Here is a 17637-nt window from a genome sequence, read left to right as displayed (position 1 = left end):
CTTATCTTGGCCGCCCACCGCCAAGGGGCGAGAACCACCGCCTCAACTACGCCCGGCCGTGGCTCGAGCGGGGGGCTGGTGGGCCGCCGGCACCGGTTCCGGTGATCAGACCTAAGAACTGATGCAGCATGTCGCCAGTGGCCCCCCAGACGGTGTCACCCACCAACTCAAAGAAGTAGATCGGATGATCCGCCGCCCAGGGGAACGTCCAGCGCTCCTCACGAAAGATGGCCGGGTCGAGCAACTCGGCCACCGCGACGGACAGGATGGCCTCCACCTCCTGGGGGTTGGCCGCAATGGTGGGTGGACCCGCCAGAGCCCCGACGTAGGGGACGATCAAGGACTGCCCGGTCACCATGTCCAGATGGTTGAGCTCCCCGATCTGCTCCACCGACGACGGCATCAAATTGATCTCCTCGTGGGCCTCCCGACAGGCCGTCGCCCACAGGTCAATGTCGTTCGGGTCGCGTCGCCCGCCGGGAAAACTCACCTCGCCGGAATGGCTTCGCATCTCCCAACTGCGCCGGGTGAGGAGCACAAAGAGCTCACCGTCCTCCTCGTACAACGGCGCCAACACGGCGGCCGCCAGAACGTTTTCCGCCGCCGCCACCCGCTCCGCCGCCGGTGGGCCCGTCGCCGCCAGCACGACCCGTACATCGGCCAGGGTGGGGCGCCGCTGCTCGACAGGCAGATCGGCCCACGGAGCCGGCCTGCCCGGTCGGGCCTTCAGCGGCCTCGGAATGATCTGCGCGCCCCCGCGGCCGGAGGGTACGGGGATGGTCGGCGGCGGGGAAGCCTCCCCGGGGCCCGGCCATCCGGCCATACCGGCGGCCGCCGCTTGGCGAGCCGAACGATTCGGCCAGTCGCCGGACGACCGATCAGTGGGCGGCACTGCCGCCCTGGGCCGCCGCCAGCGACTCGAGCAGATCCCGCATGCCGTGCGTCTTGAGGTTGCTGATCACCTTGCCGGGCGGGGTGGTACCCGTCTCCCACTCCATCCAATCCACGAGGAGTTTGCTGGGGTCGGGGAGAGGCTTATCCATACATCAGAGACTATCGGCCCCATCCCCCGGTTCGACCGCCGTGGTCACCACCGGCCACGCTGGGGGGGTGACTATCCGCCTCGTGCTCGCCTCGGCTTCGCCGGCCCGCCTCCGGCTGTTGCTCGACGCGGGCTTCGATCCCGAGGTCGTCGTGAGTGGCGTGGCCGAAGACGACGTAACCGGCCCCACCGCCGAGGTGGCCCAGCGATTGGCCGAGCGTAAGGCGCAGAAGGTGGCCGAGAGGCTCCCCCACCCCGCCGTGGTGGTGGGGGCCGATACCGTCCTGGATGTGGACGGCGCCACTCGCGGCAAGCCCGTTTCCGTGGACCAGGCGCGTTCGTGGTGGGCCTCGGTGGCGGGGCGCAGCGCCATCCTGCACTCAGGACTCTGCGTCATCGACACGGCCAACGGTCGCCAGGCCAGTGGTGTCGCCACCACGATCGTGCACTACGGCACTCCCTCTGAGCAGGAGATGGATGCCTATTTGGCCACCGGCGAAGCGCTGGCAGTGGCCGGTGGATTCACCATCGACGGTTACGCCGCTCCCTTCATGGAGCGCATCGAGGGCGACCACGGGAACGTGCTCGGCTTGTCGCTTCCGCTGCTGCGTCGGCTGCTCGCCGAAATCCACATTGAGATCACCAGCCTGTGGCGAATGCCGTGACCCTCCGGATCGGCCCCCTCGTGGTGGACCCCCCTATCGTGCTGGCCCCCATGGCGGGGGTAACCGACGCACCCTTCCGGGGCGTGTGCTCCCGCTTCGGTGCGGGGCTCTATGTCTCGGAAATGATCACCGCCCGTGCCCTGGTGGAGCGCAACGAGCGCACCCTGTCGATGCTGCGCTTCGATGGGTCCGAGGCCACTCGCTCCGTGCAGCTCTACGGCACCGACCCGCTCACCTTGGGCGAGGCGGTGAGATTCCTGGTCAACGAAGTGGGCGTGGACCACGTCGACATGAACTTTGGCTGCCCGGTTCCCAAGGTCACCCGCAAGGGCGGAGGATCGGCCCTACCGGTGCGGCAACGACTCCTGCGCGACATCGTGCGGGCGGCCGTGGCGGCGGCCGGGGCCGTGCCGGTGACGATCAAATTCCGGATGGGCATCGATGACGGCCTGCTCACCTATCTGCCCACTGGTCGCATTGCGCAAGAGGAGGGTGCCGCCGCGGTGGCCCTGCACGCCCGCACCGCCGAGCAGCTCTACAGTGGGACGGCTCGCTGGGAGGCCATCGCCGCCCTCAAAGCCCACGTGACCGCCATCCCGGTGCTCGGCAACGGCGACATCTGGGAGGCCCACGACGCTCTCGCCATGGTGGAGCAAACCGGCTGCGACGGGGTGGTGGTGGGGCGGGGGTGTCTCGGACGCCCGTGGCTTTTTCGCGACCTCGTCGATGCCTTTGCCGGCCGCCCGGTACAGCCTCCCCCGCTCCTCGGCGAGGTGTGCACCGTGATGCGCGACCACGCCGAACGGCTGGTGGATTGGAACGGCGAAGTCGGGGGCATGAAGTCCTTCCGCAAGCACGCCAGTTGGTACCTCACCGGGTATCCCGCCGGGAGTCAGCGCCGGGCCCGGGCCGCCCTCGTGGCCACCCTCGCCGACCTCGACGCCCTCATCGCCGAATTCGACCCCGAGGCCAGAATCAAGGACAACGCCCTCCGGGCCGCCCGCGGCCACACCAACGGCCCGCGGCCGGTGCATCTCCCCGAGGGTTGGCTGGATCTGGTCGAAGACCCCACGCCCCCGGCCGGCGCCGAACTCCTCGTCTCGGGCGGCTGATCCAGCACGCGAAACGACCGCCCCGAAGGGCGGCCGTTCCCACACCATGGCAGGCGTTGGGCCTGAATTACATCATCCCGCCCATACCACCCATACCGCCCATACCGCCGGGCATACCGCCACCGCCGCCGCCGCCGGCGCCCGCCGGCTCGGGAGCATCGGTGATGAGCACCTCGGTGGTGAGGATCATCGCCGCGATGGACGCTGCGTTCTGCAGCGCCGCACGAGTGACCTTGGCGGGATCGATGACGCCGGCCTTCACCAGGTCCTCGAACACGCCCGTGGCGGCGTTGAAGCCAGTAGGACCGCTCTCGCGCTCTACCTGCTCCACCACTACCGCACCCTCGTGTCCAGCGTTGCTGGCGATCAGGCGGGCGGGGGCCTCGAGGGCCTGCCACACCGACTTGGCGCCAGTGGCTTCGTCACCGTCGAGCTTCTTGACCACCTTGGCCACCGCCGCCCGGGCCCGCAGGAGAGCAGTGCCGCCCCCGGCGACAATGCCTTCCTCAATGGCCGCCCGAGTGGCGCTGAGAGCGTCCTCGATACGGTGCTTCTTCTCCTTGAGCTCCACCTCGGTGGCGGCGCCGACCTTCACCACGGCCACGCCGCCCGCCAGCTTCGCCAGACGCTCTTGGAGCTTCTCACGATCCCAGTCCGAGTCGGTGTCGTCGATCTCCCGCTTGATCTGGGCGATACGGCCCTTCACGTCGTCGGCGTTGCCGCCACCATCAACAATGGTGGTGTTGTCCTTGGTGATGACCACCTTGCGGGCCTTGCCCAAGAGATCGAGCGTGGTGTTGTCGAGCTTCAGGCCGACCTCTTCGGCAATGACCTGGGCACCGGTGAGGATGGCCATGTCCTGGAGCATCGCCTTGCGACGATCGCCAAATCCGGGAGCCTTGACGGCCACCGAGTTGAAGGTGCCACGGATCTTGTTGACCACGAGAGTGGCCAGCGCTTCGCCGTCAACATCCTCGGCCACGATCAGCATGGCCTTGCCCGACTGCATGACCTTCTCGAGCACCGGGAGCAGGTCCTGGACCGAGGAGATCTTGCCGTTCACGAACAGGATGTACGGATCCTCGAGGATCGCTTCCTGCCTCTCCGGGTCGGAGACGAAGTAGGGGCTCAGGTAGCCCTTATCGAACTGCATTCCCTCGGTGAACTCGAGTTCCATGCCGAAGGTATTCGACTCCTCGATGGTGACCACGCCGTCCTTGCCCACCTTGTCGATGGCGTCGGCGAGCACCTTGCCAATGGAGGGATCGGCGGCGGAGATCGAGGCGACCTGGGCGATCTCCGACTTGTCGTCGATCTCCTTGGCCTGGGTCTCGATGTCCTTCACGGCGGCGGCCACGGCGGCCTCGATGCCGCGCTTCAGACCGAGGGGGCTGGCGCCGGCGGCCACGTTGCGGAGGCCCTCCTTCACCAGAGCCTGGGCCAGCACGGTGGCGGTGGTGGTGCCATCACCCGCGATGTCGTTGGTCTTGGTGGCCACCTCCTTCACGAGCTGCGCACCCATGTTCTCGAACGGATCCTCGAGCTCCACCTCACGGGCGATGGACACGCCGTCGTTGGTGATGGTGGGAGCGCCGAACTTCTTCTCGAGCACCACGTTGCGACCCTTGGGGCCGAGGGTGACTTTCACGGCATCGGCGAGGGCATTCACACCGGCTTCGAGGGCCCGACGCGCTTCGTCGTCGAACTTGATGAGTTTCGCCATGGGGGCCTACTTGACGATCGCGAGCACGTCGCGACCGTTCAGGATAAGGACGTCATCGCCACCGTCAGAGATCTCGGTGCCGCCGTACTTGCTGTAGACGACGATGTCGCCCACCTTGACGTCAAGCGGGATGACCTCTCCGGTTTGCTCGGACCGACGGCCGGGGCCGACGGCGAGCACCTTCCCCTGTTGGGGCTTCTCCTGAGCCGTGTCGGGGATGACCAAACCGCTAACGGTGGTCTCCTCGGCCTGGCCAGGCAGGACAATGATTCGATCTTCAAGGGGCTGTAGTGACATGTCTGGGCGCCTCCGTGACGCTGGCAATACGGGTTAGCACTCGGATAGTGCGAGTGCTAACTGTAGGCCGGGAAGATGAGCACTCGCAACCGTCGAGTGCCAGCGCGGAACCAACGAGCCCCCCGACAACGTCCAACAGGGGTCCCGCTACGCAACTAGCCATACCGGAGGTCGCCACCGTGCCCCATCCCACCACTCCCCACCCGTCGCGGTGGCTCCGTCTCGTCGCCAGCCTCGTCGCCAGCCTCGCCGTGGTGGGGGCCTCGATCGTGCTCAGCGTGGACAACGCCTCCGCCGTCGGCCTCGAGACTTTCTCGGGGTGCGGCGAGCTCCGGGCCCACCTCGTCCAGGCGGCGACCGACGCCGGGCCCCTCACCCTCGACGAGGCCGACAGCCGGTCGGTCGCCGTGCCCACGGCCGAGTCGGCCTCCGGCGGCGGCGGCGGCACGAACACCCAGGTAGCCGGGGTCGACGAGCTCGACGTGGTGGAGGTGCTGGCTGATGGCCGCCTACTCGTCGCCCGCGACGACCGTGTGGTCCTCGTGGACGCCGGCGGGGAGGTGGTCCTCGCCACACTGCCGGTGCCACCGGCTCCGCAGATCACCGTCGATGAGCAGGGGACAACGCTCTGGGCCGTCAGCTACGAGGGGCAGTCGACCACCCTCACCCGAGCCGTCCTCACCGGGGACGGCTTCACGGATGCCACCTCGTGGAGCGTCGCCGGGCGGCTCGTGGACCTGCGCCGCGACGGAGCCGCGGTGCACCTGGTGGTCGTGGACGACGACGTGCTGCCAATGGAGTCAGGGATCGCCATCGAGCGCGACGGGGAGGTGGCCCCCAACGAGGTACTGCCCTTCCGCGGCACGTCGCCGGTGCCCTGCGACGAGGTGCTCCACTCCCCGCTGCCCGGCGGCCCGGCCACCACCCTGGTGACCTCCTTCTCGACCACCGGGGCGCTTCGACCCACCGCGGCCGCCGAGATCGTGGGCGCCGGCGACAACGTGCTCGTCACCGCAACGGCGCTCTACGTGAGTACCCCGGCGATCGACGCCCCGCGACCGGTGACGGGCATCCACCGCTTCGACCTCGACGATCTCCAGCTCACGGGATCCGGCTCCGTGACCGGTCAGCTCATCAACCAGTTCGCGCTCGACGAGCACGATGGACACCTCCGCGCCGCGGTCACCCTCGGCGGGTTCGCTCCGCCGGAGGGGCCCATGGCCATCGAGCCCGACGTGGGCGTGGTGGTGGAGGACACCGCTAGCTCAGCCGCCCGCGAGCCGGCACCAGACGAGCCCACGACGACCACGACCCCGCCGGAGCCGCCGACCACCACCACCACCGAAGCGCCGACCACCACCACCACCGAAGCGCCGACCACCACCACCACCACCGAAGCGCCGACCACCACCACCACGGTGGCCTCGGCCGGAGTGGGCCTCAGCGAGATCGTGACCCTCGACCTCGACGGCGCGCTCGACGTGGTGGGCCGCAGCCCGCGCTTTGGGCACGAGGGGGAGACGCTGCACGGCATCCGCTTCGCGGGTGACACCGCGTATGCCGTGACCTTCCTGCAGACCGATCCGCTCTACGTGATCGACCTGGCCGACCCTGCCGCACCAAGGGTGCTCGGCGAGATCGAGATCCCGGGCTTCTCCGCCTACCTGCACCCGATCAGCCCCACCCAGGTGATCGGGTTCGGTCCCGGCGACGATGGCGACGTGTTGGCGCGCCTGTTCGACGTGGGCGAACCCACGGCGCCCCGGCTCCTCCACACGGTGCGGGTCGGCGCCGACAGCCCGGTGGTGTGGGACCACCACGCCCTGCGCGCCGAAGGGGAGCAGCTGCTCCTAGCCGCCAACGACCGGGTGGCCGAGCGCCCGGCCCGGTGCGGTCCACTGGCCAACGCCCAGGCCGAGCTCGAGGAGGCGCAGCGCCAGGTCGAAGAGCAGTACCGCCAGATGGAGGTGCGAGGCGACAGCGAGGTGCCACCCGTCCTGCCGCAGATTGAAGCCCGGGTGACGGCGCTCTTGGAGTGCGTCTACCCCTCGACCTTCCCGCAGGCTCGCCTGGTGATGCTCGACCCGACCGGCACCAGCCTCCGCATAACGGCCGTCGCCACCGGTGCTGGGGAAGCCCAGCGCGTGCTGCGGCTCGACGGCGGCGACTTCCTCGTGGTCGGAACCGAACTCACCCGGGTGGGCTCGACCGGCGAGGTCGAGGCCGTGCTCGGCTGATCAGCTCAGCCCGAGATTGGGGTGGGCTCCCGTGTCGAGAGGCGATGGGCCGTCGGACTGCCACCGGTACCAGGCGGTGCTCGCCACCATGGCGGCATTGTCGGTGCACATCGCCCGGCTCGGTAGAAAGCCGCGGATTCCGTCGGCCAGGCACACGTCCAAGAAACGCTCGCGCAGACGCGAGTTGGCTGCCACGCCCCCACCGAGACAAAGCCCGCGCGCCCCAACCGAGCGCGCAGCAGCCTGCGTCTTGGTGACCAACACATCTACCACGGCCTCCTGGAAACCGGCCGCCACATCAGCAGCGGTCACCTCCGGGTGCTTGCGCACATGGTTCACCACCGCCGTCTTCAGGCCGCTGAACGAAAAGTCGTAGGTGCCGTCGCCCGCCATGGGCCGAGGAAACCGAATCGCCTCGAGGTCGCCGTGCACCGATAGTGCATCGATGGCCGGCCCACCGGGGTAGCCGAGCCCGAGGTAGCGCGCCACCTTGTCGAAGGCCTCACCGGCGGCATCGTCGATGGTGGAGCCGAGCACCTGGTACTGCCCGTGGCCCTCCATCAGAACGATCATCGTGTGACCCCCCGAGACCAGCAACACCACGAGAGGGAACTCGAGATCGGGGTCCTCTAACAAGGCGGCGTACAGATGCGCCTCGAGATGGTTTACGGCGATAAAGGGAACGTCCCACGCCAAGGCCAATGTCTTAGCGGCCGATACCCCCACCAGAAGCGCCCCCACCAGGCCGGGCCCGTAGGTAGCCGCTACCGCATCAATAGCGGACTCACCACCCGCCGACACCTCCGAGAGACCAGCCTCCACGAACGCCTGGGCCACCACGGGCACCAGCACATCCACATGCGCCCGACTGGCGATCTCCGGTACTACCCCGCCGTAGCGGGCGTGCAGATCCACCTGGCTACTCACCACCGACGAGAGCACCGACGTCCCGCGCTGCACCACCGCGGCGGCCGTCTCGTCACAGGAAGTCTCGATGCCGAGGATGCGCCCCCGGCCGGGGTTGGACATGGTCATCGGTGATCCAACTCCTCCACCACCGTCGCTCCGGTGATGCCAGCGGTGAGCCGCGCCAGCCGAGCGGCGTAGTCGGCGGTATCCACATCGCTCGCCCACATCACGATGGCATCCTCTTTGTTTTCTGCGTAATACCCCTTGCGGATTCCTGCCGGAGCGAACCCAAAGGCCCGGTAGAGCCCCTGGGCGGCCTGGTTGCTCGCCCGCACCTCCAGCGTGAGGTTCTTGGCCCCTTGATCAATAGCGGCGGAGGTCAAGCAGTGGAGAAGGCGCGTACCGATCTGCTGCCGGTGCCACGCTGGATGAACCGCCAGCGTGGTGATGTGTCCGTCGTCAAGCACCAGCAGCAACCCGCCGTAGCCCACCACCCGCGTACCCACCCGGGCCACGATGTACCGGCGGCTCTCGCGGTAGCCGATCTCGCTGTTAAATAGGCCCATCGACCACGGACGCGGATAGACCTGCGCTTCGATTTTCAACACGCTGCGCAGGTGCCGTCGGCGCATCGCAGTGATGGTGATGTCGGTCGAATCAACCCGGGGTAACGACTGCTCCATCAACTCGACACTCCATCGCGCGTTGTCCAGTTGATCTCGGCGTCGGGTTTGCGCAGATACAGCGGTGTGAGTTCGGCGGGACTGATCCAGTCCTCGCGCAGGGCCCGAGCATGGGCGAGCTGCACCAATGACCCCGCCAACGGGTAGGCCTCCCCTACGTCGGCCATCTCTACCCTCCGCAACGAGTCGAACAACGACTGGTAACGCAGCGCGCCATCGCCGACGAGGAGCATCTCGTCGGCGCGAGCGGAGAGGTCCGCCGCCAACTCCTCGGGTGAGGCCACCACCGGCTCGGTGAGCCGTTCCACCCCGCCGGGCGACCGTCGGTAGGCGGCGTGGTAGAGCTCCCCGCGTCCCGCATCGAGAGCGCACACAATCCGTCGCGGTGAGTGACGCAGCGGGAAAGCCACCAAGTCGAGACTGGTGACCCCGATCATCGGGAGGCGCCGGGCGTAGGCCAAGGCCTTACCCGCCGCCACACCCACCCGTAGCCCCGTGAACATTCCGGGCCCGAGATCCACGGCGATAGCGCTGATCTCACTCAGCTCCACCCGGGTCTGACGGCACAGGAACTCGATGGCCGGGGTAAGCGTCTCGGCATGTCGACGTCCGCGCGCCGAGTGCACTGAGCCCAACACCCCCTCATGGCCACCGATGGCACAGCCCACCTGGGAGGTGGAGGTCGTGATCCCCAAAATCAGCATCATCCACCACCCGCCCACGGCTGCAGCGCGGCCAACAACGCATCGGTGCGACGAGCCCAGTGCGGACCCACCGGAACCAACTCGATCACCCGGTCATCGTCGTCGGCTCCAAAGGTGAGCCGCACGTCGAGATGGTCGTGCGGGAGCAGACGAGCAATCGCATCCCCCCACTCAATCAGCACCACCCCACCATCGTCGAGCATCTCGGCCAGGCCGAGGTCGGACGCCTCGCTCAAGTGCTCCAACCGATACACATCGAGATGGTGCACCGCCAGACGCCCGTCGTAGACATGCACCAGGGTGAAGGTGGGGCTGGTGATTCTCTCTTGCACCCCCAGGCCCCGACCAAAGCCCTGCACGAACGCAGTCTTCCCCGCCCCTAGGTCGCCCGCCAGAACCACCACATCGCCCGGACTGGCCAGCGTGGCCACTGCCTCGCCGAGGAGTCGCGTCTCCTCGACCGAGGCGGTGGTAGCGACGATAGGCACGCCCTGATCCTAGGAGGACAAGTGACGGCGCTCGACTCGAGCACCGATCGCACACACCACCTCATAGGAGATGGTGCCGAGCCGTACCGCCCAATCCTCCGGGCTGATCTGCTCGTCGCCCTGGGTTCCGAGAAGCACGGCTTCGTCACCGGCCCGCACCTCGGCGTGGGGACCCACATCCACCATGATCTGATCCATTGTCACCGCGCCCACCATTGGATAGCGGCGACCACCGATGAGCACCTCTTGGCCAAGTTCACCCAGCCGCCGAAACACACCGTCGGCGTAGCCGATAGGCAACGTGGCGATAACGGTGTCGCGCTCGGTATGGAACCGGTGGCCGTAGGAGATTCCCTCGCCCTGGGCCACCGGCTTCACGAAGGACACCTCGGTGGCCAGCCGCACCACGGGAGTAAGGGGGAGACCCACCGCCAGCGACGGCGCCGGCGCGATCCCATAGATCGCAATGCCACACCGGACCAGGTCGTACCGACTGGCGGGGTGAAACAGGGCCGCGGCCGAGTTGGCCGCGTGGCGGAGGGGCACGGTGATCCCGGCGGCGGCGAGGTCGGTCAGGCACGCCTCGTAGCGCTCCAACTGCATCGCCGTCTCGGGCCGGGTCGGCTCATCGGCCACCGCGCAGTGAGTCCACACGGCCTGCAGATCAAGTTCCGGGTGCGCCTGCACTTGGCGGGCGAGGGCCACCATGTCGGCGGGGGCGGCACCCACCCGGTGCATCCCGGTGTCGACCTTGAGGTGCACCTTCACCGGCGACGACCCGTCCGGGCGATCGGCGGCCGCGCGGCCCACGGCGGCGATGAGAGAAGCCGTGTGCAGCGTGACGTCGACCCGAGCCGCCAGCGCCTCATCAACCTCATCGGGTCGCGGTTCCGACAGCAGCAGTACCGGCGCCACGATGCCTCCGGCCCGTAGAGCCGTCGCTTCGGGCACCTGGGCCACCGCCAACCAGGTGGCGCCCGCCCCCAACGCGGCGCGAGCCACGGGGACCGCACCATGTCCGTAGCCGTCGGCCTTCACCACCGCGCACACCGAGGCGGGGGCCACTCGTTCGCACAGGGCGCGCACATTGGCCCCCACGGCGTCGAGTGAAATGTCGGCCCAGGCCCGCGCCATTAGACCTCCCCGGCTGCGGAGAGCAGACCAAGAGCGCCCGGCAACGTAGCGATCAGGTCGCGGGCCACGAACCCGGGGGCGGTAGCGAGTGTGGCGGCAGAACCGTGAAGCCAGGCCCCCACGGCGGTGGCCTCCAAAGGGGCGAGGCCGCGCGCCAAAAGGGCACCGATGATGCCACTGAGGACATCGCCGGTACCGGCGGTAGCCAAACGCGCGTCACCGTTGGTGATGATACGTACGAGACCACCGGGATCAGCCACCACCGTTGTGCTCCCCTTGAGCAACACCACCGCGCCCGTGGCCGACGCCAACGACCGGGCCGCGGCGAGACGATCGGCTCCGGGCCGCTCGCCCGTCAGTCGCTCGTATTCCCCGTCGTGGGGCGTGAGCACGGTGCCGGCGGTGCGGGCCCGGAGAGCGCCCCCGACGGCGCGGCCAACCGCCCTGAGCCCATCGCCATCCAGCACCACGGGTACGGTGGCGGCGGCCAGCACCGCTCTGATCGCCTCCTGGGTAGCCTCCGCCGTACCCAGGCCCGGTCCGATCACCAAGGCGTGGCATCGCTCCAGCCCGTCGAGCACCCCAGCGGCCCAGTCCTCGGCGGGCAGCGCGAGGCCGACCGCCTCCACTGGCGCAGCGGCTTCGTGGGCCCCCCCGGGGGAAGCCACCCGCACCATGCCAGCACCGGCCCGTTGGGCGGCGGCCGCCGCCAAATACGCCGCCCCACCCATACCCGGCGAACCGGCCACCACCAGCACCGCCGCCATCCATTTGTGGGTCTCGCTCGCTCGCCGGGGCAGCCAATCCCGTACATCGGATGCTTCCACCACACCGGTGGGCGAGGTCGTCGTGAGGCCAATGTCGGCCACCACCACCTCGCCGGCCAGGGCGCGACCCGGCGGCAGGAGAAGCCCGGGCTTCAGCGCCGCCAAGGTGAGCGTTCGAGTGGCGGCCAGGACGCGCCCACCCGCCCTCCCGGTGAGGCCATCCACGCCGCTGGGGATGTCCACGGCCAACACCGGCGCGCCGGCGCTGGCCGGTGCCTCATAGGACCCCCGGAATCCGGTGCCGTAGGCGGCGTCCACCACCAAGTCGGCGGGTGGCAAGCGCTCGGGCGCCGCCGCCGCATCAACTACTTGTACCCGCACCCCGCGACGACGCAGGCGCACCGCCGCCGAACGACCATCAGCGCCGTTGTTGCCCTTTCCCGCCAGCACCACCACCCGTCGGCCGTAGCCTCCGCCCAGCATGGCCAGCGCCGTGGCAGCCACGGCGGCACCGGCGCGTTCGATCAGCACCTCCACCGCCTCCGGAGCGGCCGCGTCTACCGCCGCCATCTCGGCCGGTGTGAGGACCGCGATCACAGGGCCACCGCGATGGCTTCGGCCACCCGGCGGGTATGGGTCATCGTGAGAAGCCAGCGGCTGACTCCTTGCTCCAACGCCAGGGTCCGGGCCCCACCGTGCAGGACCACCGAGGGAGCGCCGGTGACGGCCCGCACCACCTCAATCTCGGTCCAGCGACACGCCCCTACCCCCTCGCCCAGCGCCTTCAACACGGCTTCTTTGGCGGCCCACCGCACCGCATACCGTTCCGCCGGGTCCTTTCGACGGTCGCAGTAGGCCTGCTCCGCGTCGGTGAATACACGGCCCCGGAGGGTGGGGGTACGCACCAGGGCGGCGCGCATCCGATCCACCTCACACACATCCACCCCGATCCCTTTCACCCCGAGCGCCAGCGGTCGGCCAATTCACGAATCGGCTCCACCAACAGATCGGCCGTCGGCACGGCCGCCAGACGGTCTTCCCGGAAGGTCGGTTCGGTCTCCAACACGGCGTCCCGTAGAACCGACCACCGGTTCCGGTACCCCTGGAGGGCACCCCGGGCAGCGGCCAGTGAGAGGTAGTCGTGGAACCGAACATGCAACAAGGTGATCCCCACGGCGCGGTCATCTTTCGTTTCCGGCACGATCACTACGGTGCGGCTATCTTCCCGCCCCCGGGTTACGAACACCTGACGTTCACGTGCCACGGTGTGCTTCGTGCCGCGCAGAACACCGTGGCGCTCCGCCCGTGATGGGATATCCAGCGCGATCCCGCCGCGATCCACAATGGCCACCCGCACCTCGCCATCCTCGCTCTCGCGGTCGAGTTCGTAACGAATCCAACCGGTGACCTCGGCCACGGCGGGGTCGATGTCGGCCAAGGTGCGCAACGTCTTGTAACTGAGGCGATCGCGGGCGGCTCCGGCGGCGAGGACCGCCTGCACCAACGGGGGCTGCAGCAGCGTCTCGTCGCTGCGCGAGATGCCCACGGTGACCGTCTTGGCCTGGTGCTTGATGGCATCTACCGGCCGCGTGAGTTCCTCGATGCCCGCCGTCAGAGCCGCCGTGAGATCTTCCACGACCACCGCCGGCGTGCCGATACGACCGAGTTCGGTCTGGTACGAGTCGAGCGGGACGATGCCGAGGGCGTAGCGGAATGAGGACGCCAACCGCACCGCAGTACTGGCATCGAGGTTGCCGTCGTAGGCCAACCCACGGAGCCCGTCGAAGAACCGCCCGGCCGCGGTAGCGATGGCGGGCTGGAGCAACCGCAACAGCTCGTCGCCGTCTTCGGGGGCGTGTTCCCCCACCGCCTCCTCAATGGCCGCGCGGGCCTCGCGGAGGGGATGCGCCTGCGCATCGATGGCCAAGGCCGCTTCATACCCAAACAGATGGCCAGCCATCGCGGTGAGTACGAACGCCAACTGGGGATGGGTCCTCGGTACGAAGATGACCTGCATGGCTGCCGCGAAACGCGTCTCGCCATCGGTGGCGATCACGATGGGCGAGGCCTTGTGGGCTCGATAGATCGCCACCTCCTTGGCCACATCATCGGCGGTGGAGCCCTCCAGCGCGGCGGCACAAACAAGGACCAACGGTTCACAGGACAGATCAATGTGTTTCTTGTCCTCGGTGGCATCGCAGGCGATGGAGCGATAGCAGAGCTCGCTGAGCTTGATCCGCAGTTCCTCGGCGGCGATGCGGTTGGTCCCATTGCCAACCATGGCCCAGTACCGCTTCGACGGCGCTAACTGCTGGGCGATGGCGGCGATGACGGAGCGACGGGAAATCGTGGTCTCCATGGCAGCGGGTAGATCACGCAGAGCCGCCACCAGGGTTGGGTCCACGCGGCCCCCCACCTCCTCGGCGATGGCCCACGCCAACATGAAGCCCGCCGCGATCTGCGCATAGAAGGCCTTGGTAGAGGCCACGCTCATCTCCACATCACGGCCGTCGGAGGTGTAGAGCACCCCGTCGCTCTTGTTGGTGAGGGCGGTGCCGCGCCGGTTCACGATGGCCAGCACCGTGGCACCGCGATCGCGGGCGAGATCAACCGTGCGATTGGTGTCGGTGGTGGTCCCCGATTGGCTAATGGCCACCACCAGGGTGTCGGACATTCTTTGGCGGAGTCCGAAACCGGAAAGCTCGGTGGCCGGCAGCGCCTCCACGCGTAGGTGGTGGTCGGCGGGCAGCGCCGCCACCAAGGCGGCCGCCAGGCTCTGGCCGGCCACGTGGGCGGTGCCCTGGCCGATGACCTGGATCCGAGTGATACGCCCGGAGCGAAGTCCGTCCCTCACCGCTGCTGAGAGCGCGCTGTCGTCGAGCATGACCCGCAGGTGCCCGTCGCGCTCCACGAGCTTCCCGCGCAGCGTCTTGCGGAAACTGGTAGGCGATTCGGTGATCTCCTTCAGAAGAAAATGCGGGAACTCTCCCCGATCGATATCACGGGTGGTAACCGGGGCCGACTCCACGTCGCCGGGGGTGAGCACCACTTCGCTGCCGTCATAGGCCTGCCGGTAGATGCCCTCAAGGGTTCCCGCCTGGCGGCCATCAAGCACGATGATCTGGCCGCGGCTGGCCGTGGGGTGTTCGACATTGGCGGGCGTATCGCCATCCATCCGCACGTAGGTGCGGGTGAGTTCAACCAATCCGTAGAGCTCAGAAGCCACCACGAAACAGCCCTCGGCCAGCCCTATGTAGAGGGCCTGCCCGCTGCCCCGCAGGGCCAACAGGAGTTGGTCGGGGTAGGAAGCGGCGCTCGCCGCTATAGCCACCGACCCCTCGAAACCCGCCACGGTGTTGCGAAAGGCATCGGTGAGGTTGGCCCCCTCCGCCAGGCGGTGCGACACCATCGTGGGGATCACTTTGGCGTCGGTGGTGATCTCGGCGGCCACGCGTAGCCCATCGGCCGCCTTGAGATCGGCGAAGTTATCGACGTCGCCGTTCAGGGCGGCGGTGACGTACGGGCCATCGGATCGGTCCACTTCGAGACTGTCCACCGGGTGGGCATTGGGCTGCGAGATGATGCCGACGCTCGCCCATCGGGTGTGACCGAGCACCACGGCGGCCCCCTCTTCACCACCCAGCGCCAGGCGCAACAGGTCATCGGCCAAGATCTCCGCTCGCATCGCCGAGGTGTTGTCGCCGAGTTCGCCAATCTCGGCGGCGGCCTTGTAGACGAAGCTGAGATGACCCTCGGCCGTCCGCACCGCCTTCGACCGGAACAGTCCGTCGCTCTGGCGGGAAGCCAGGAGAGCCGAGATAGCGGGGTCGGTAAGATCCAGGCCGTGGTCTCGCACTAACACGGTCAGCCCGGCGGAATCGCGCCCTCGTACCTCGAGGCGATCCAAGGCGGAGAGCGCCTGCTGAATCGAGGTGGCGATCTCAATGGCCGACCACCCCGGGGCCGCCCCCACCAGTTCGCGCACCCGTTCCGCGGTAGGCAAACGATCGCGCTCGATGGCCCAGCGGGCATCCTTGAGCCGCAGGAGGGTGGCGTTGATCTCTTCGAGGGGCTGGTGAACCAACGCGTCGTCGCTGTCCAAGGCGGTTTCCAGCGCCGTGACCCAATCCCCCACCACCACCATGGCTGCCGCGATACGGATCGCCACCTCGCGGTTGTGCACCAACAAGGCGATGCCGTCCATGCCCTGCAGAACAGCGTCGAGTTCCTCGAGGCGGAGCGCCGCCACCCCGGCCGCATCCAGCCCATCGGAGCCCAGCCGCGAACCCACGATGGCATCGAGACGAGCGAACACCTCGGAGGCAGGCAAGGGGCGACGAACGCCGGGACTGCGAAGGATGGCGATAATGCCGCACACGCTCAGAAGGGCCTTCCGGGTGGGAGAGATCCCCATCGTACGGGCTACGACGACCGCCGCCTTGACGAAGGGGCATAATCCCCTCCGCCACGGCTACCTGGGGGGTAGATCGGCCACCAAGCCGGCGAGGTGTTCGGCGGCCCGCTCCGCCTGCGCCGCAGTAGCTGCCTCCACCATCACCCGCACCACTGGCTCGGTTCCACTGGCGCGGATGAGTACCCGCCCGTGCTCGCCAAGTTCGGCCTCCACCGCGGCAATCTCAGCCTCCAGCGCGGCAATGGCATCCGGGCTCGCAACCGAGACCGAGACATTGCGCAGCACCTGCGGGAGCCGCGTCATCGCGGCATCGGCCAACTCGGCCAGCGGACGACCCGCACGTGCCACCACATCGAGAAGTTGTACCGCAGTGAGCAGACCATCTCCCGTGGTGGCGAGATCACTAAAGATCACATGGCCGCTCTGTTCGCCCCCCAGGGCATATCCGCCCTCCGCCATCGCTTCGAGCACATGGCGGTCTCCTACCGGAACCTGAAACACGGTTACGCCGTGATCGGCCATCCCCAGCCGAAACCCCAAATTCGTCATGACCGTTACCACGACGGTGTCCTGGGGCAGGCAGGCGCGGACGCGGCGGTCTACGGCACACACCGCAATGATCTGATCGCCATCGATCACGCGACCGGCAGCATCCACCGCCAGTACGCGATCGGCATCACCATCGAACGCAATACCGGCATCGGCCCCTCGTTGCACCACCACACGCTGCAGTTCCCTCGGGTAGGTAGAACCGCAACCGGCGTTGATGTTGGTGCCGTCGGGGTCCGCATGCAGCACCTCCACCTGCGCCCCGAGCGAGCGCAGCACCTCGGGGCCGATCCCGCTCGCAGAACCGTTGGCACAATCCACGACGACGCGCAGACCCTCAAGACTCCGACCGTCGATAGACGCCGCCACACTGGCGGCCCACCGGGCCACATCCCCCATGCCTTGCACCACCGATCCCGGAGCGGCGGCGGCCTCGACCACCGTCGCGGGGTCACCGCGCAGGAGGCGGTGAAACTCGGCTTCCACGGCAACCTCCACCTCGCGGCCCAACTTCAGTCCCCCCGCCGCAAACAACTTCACGCCGTTGTCTTCGAAGGAGTTGTGCGAGGCCGAGACCACCGCGCCGGGGATCCCTTCGGCCGCCGCCACCCAGGCCACCGCTGGCGTCGGGGCCACGGCCAGCACCCGTACGGCCATTCCTTCGGCCACCAGGCCCTCCACCAGGGATGCCTCCAGCCGGCCACCGGAACGGCGGGTGTCTCGACCCACCACAAAGCGGTCCCCGCCGAGCACCCGCGCTGCAGCTCGACCCAAGGCGGTCACCACCTCGTTGGTTAGGTCGAGGTTGGCCACCCCCCGAACCCCATCAGTCCCGAACTTGAGCACGTCCGATCTTGTCACGCAGCCCGCCGCCGCACTACGAACCGCCGGGCGCGGCCCCATCGGCGCATTC

15 protein-coding genes are annotated in these 17637 nt (G+C 68.3%); 3 read left to right on the top strand and 12 right to left on the bottom strand.

Annotation, left to right across the window (positions count from 1 at the left end; genetic code table 11):
* Nucleotides 1–46 precede the first annotated feature (46 nt).
* Entirely contained in the window at nucleotides 47–892 is an 846-nt protein-coding gene (locus EXQ71_05655) for a CoA pyrophosphatase (protein MSO86988.1), read from the bottom strand.
* Nucleotides 893–933: 41 nt separating this feature from the next.
* On the opposite strand from EXQ71_05655, the gene EXQ71_05650 reads away from it, so the two are divergent.
* Both EXQ71_05650 and dusB read left to right on the top strand, forming a co-directional pair.
* Nucleotides 934–1707 (top strand): septum formation inhibitor Maf, encoded by a 774-nt coding sequence (locus tag EXQ71_05650; protein MSO86987.1) that lies wholly within the window; start codon nucleotides 934–936, stop codon nucleotides 1705–1707.
* Nucleotides 1708–1757: 50 nt separating this feature from the next.
* The gene (gene dusB / locus EXQ71_05645; protein ID MSO86986.1) at nucleotides 1758–2819 is read left to right on the top strand and encodes a tRNA dihydrouridine synthase DusB; all 1062 of its coding nucleotides are present in this window, start codon (nucleotides 1758–1760) and stop codon (nucleotides 2817–2819) included.
* A gap of 67 nt (nucleotides 2820–2886) precedes the next feature.
* On the opposite strand, the gene groL is transcribed toward dusB, so the two are convergent.
* Nucleotides 2887–4542 (bottom strand): chaperonin GroEL, encoded by a 1656-nt coding sequence (gene groL, locus EXQ71_05640; GenBank protein MSO86985.1) that lies wholly within the window; start codon nucleotides 4540–4542, stop codon nucleotides 2887–2889.
* 6 nt (nucleotides 4543–4548) lie between these two features.
* Nucleotides 4549–4839, bottom strand: a complete 291-nt coding sequence (locus EXQ71_05635) for a co-chaperone GroES (protein ID MSO86984.1) — start codon at nucleotides 4837–4839, stop codon at nucleotides 4549–4551.
* Here EXQ71_05635 and EXQ71_05630 point away from each other — a divergent pair.
* Nucleotides 4833–7076: a hypothetical protein gene (locus EXQ71_05630; protein MSO86983.1), complete on the top strand. Its 2244-nt coding sequence runs from the start codon at nucleotides 4833–4835 to the stop codon at nucleotides 7074–7076. The genes EXQ71_05635 and EXQ71_05630 overlap by 7 nt on opposite strands.
* Here EXQ71_05630 and tsaD read toward each other — a convergent pair whose 3' ends face one another.
* Genes tsaD through glmM form a run of 9 tightly spaced genes read right to left on the bottom strand, consistent with a single transcriptional unit; the run spans nucleotide 7077 to nucleotide 17627 of the window.
* On the bottom strand, nucleotides 7077–8111 hold the full coding sequence (gene tsaD / locus EXQ71_05625; GenBank protein MSO86982.1) for a tRNA (adenosine(37)-N6)-threonylcarbamoyltransferase complex transferase subunit TsaD: 1035 nt from the start codon (nucleotides 8109–8111) through the stop codon (nucleotides 7077–7079).
* Entirely contained in the window at nucleotides 8108–8617 is a 510-nt protein-coding gene (gene rimI / locus EXQ71_05620) for a ribosomal-protein-alanine N-acetyltransferase (GenBank protein MSO86981.1), read from the bottom strand. Before rimI ends, tsaD begins: the two co-directional genes overlap by 4 nt.
* 50 nt (nucleotides 8618–8667) lie before the next feature.
* Nucleotides 8668–9372 carry a tRNA (adenosine(37)-N6)-threonylcarbamoyltransferase complex dimerization subunit type 1 TsaB gene (gene tsaB / locus EXQ71_05615; GenBank protein MSO86980.1) on the bottom strand — a complete coding sequence of 235 codons (705 nt, stop codon included), beginning with the start codon at nucleotides 9370–9372 and terminating at the stop codon, nucleotides 8668–8670.
* A complete protein-coding gene (gene tsaE / locus EXQ71_05610; protein ID MSO86979.1) occupies nucleotides 9372–9860 on the bottom strand; it encodes a tRNA (adenosine(37)-N6)-threonylcarbamoyltransferase complex ATPase subunit type 1 TsaE in 489 nt (162 codons plus the stop codon). Before tsaE ends, tsaB begins: the two co-directional genes overlap by 1 nt.
* A gap of 9 nt (nucleotides 9861–9869) precedes the next feature.
* Nucleotides 9870–10994: an alanine racemase gene (locus EXQ71_05605; protein ID MSO86978.1), complete on the bottom strand. Its 1125-nt coding sequence runs from the start codon at nucleotides 10992–10994 to the stop codon at nucleotides 9870–9872.
* Nucleotides 10994–12358 (bottom strand): NAD(P)H-hydrate dehydratase, encoded by a 1365-nt coding sequence (locus EXQ71_05600; protein ID MSO86977.1) that lies wholly within the window; start codon nucleotides 12356–12358, stop codon nucleotides 10994–10996. Before EXQ71_05600 ends, EXQ71_05605 begins: the two co-directional genes overlap by 1 nt.
* Entirely contained in the window at nucleotides 12355–12681 is a 327-nt protein-coding gene (locus EXQ71_05595; protein ID MSO86976.1) for a holo-ACP synthase, read from the bottom strand. The genes EXQ71_05600 and EXQ71_05595 overlap by 4 nt, the downstream gene beginning before the upstream one ends.
* Nucleotides 12682–12716: 35 nt before the next feature.
* Nucleotides 12717–16175 carry an SIS domain-containing protein gene (locus EXQ71_05590; GenBank protein ID MSO86975.1) on the bottom strand — a complete coding sequence of 1153 codons (3459 nt, stop codon included), beginning with the start codon at nucleotides 16173–16175 and terminating at the stop codon, nucleotides 12717–12719.
* A gap of 57 nt (nucleotides 16176–16232) precedes the next feature.
* Nucleotides 16233–17627, bottom strand: a complete 1395-nt coding sequence (gene glmM, locus EXQ71_05585) for a phosphoglucosamine mutase (protein ID MSO86974.1) — start codon at nucleotides 17625–17627, stop codon at nucleotides 16233–16235.
* Nucleotides 17628–17637: the final 10 nt, after the last annotated feature.

This window comes from Acidimicrobiia bacterium (assembly GCA_009694375.1).
In the GTDB taxonomy this organism is placed as follows: Bacteria; Actinomycetota; Acidimicrobiia; order Acidimicrobiales; family VFJN01; genus VFJN01.
The sequence above is the reverse complement of the archived record's forward strand: the minus strand, read 5'-3'. Positions and strand labels throughout refer to the sequence as shown.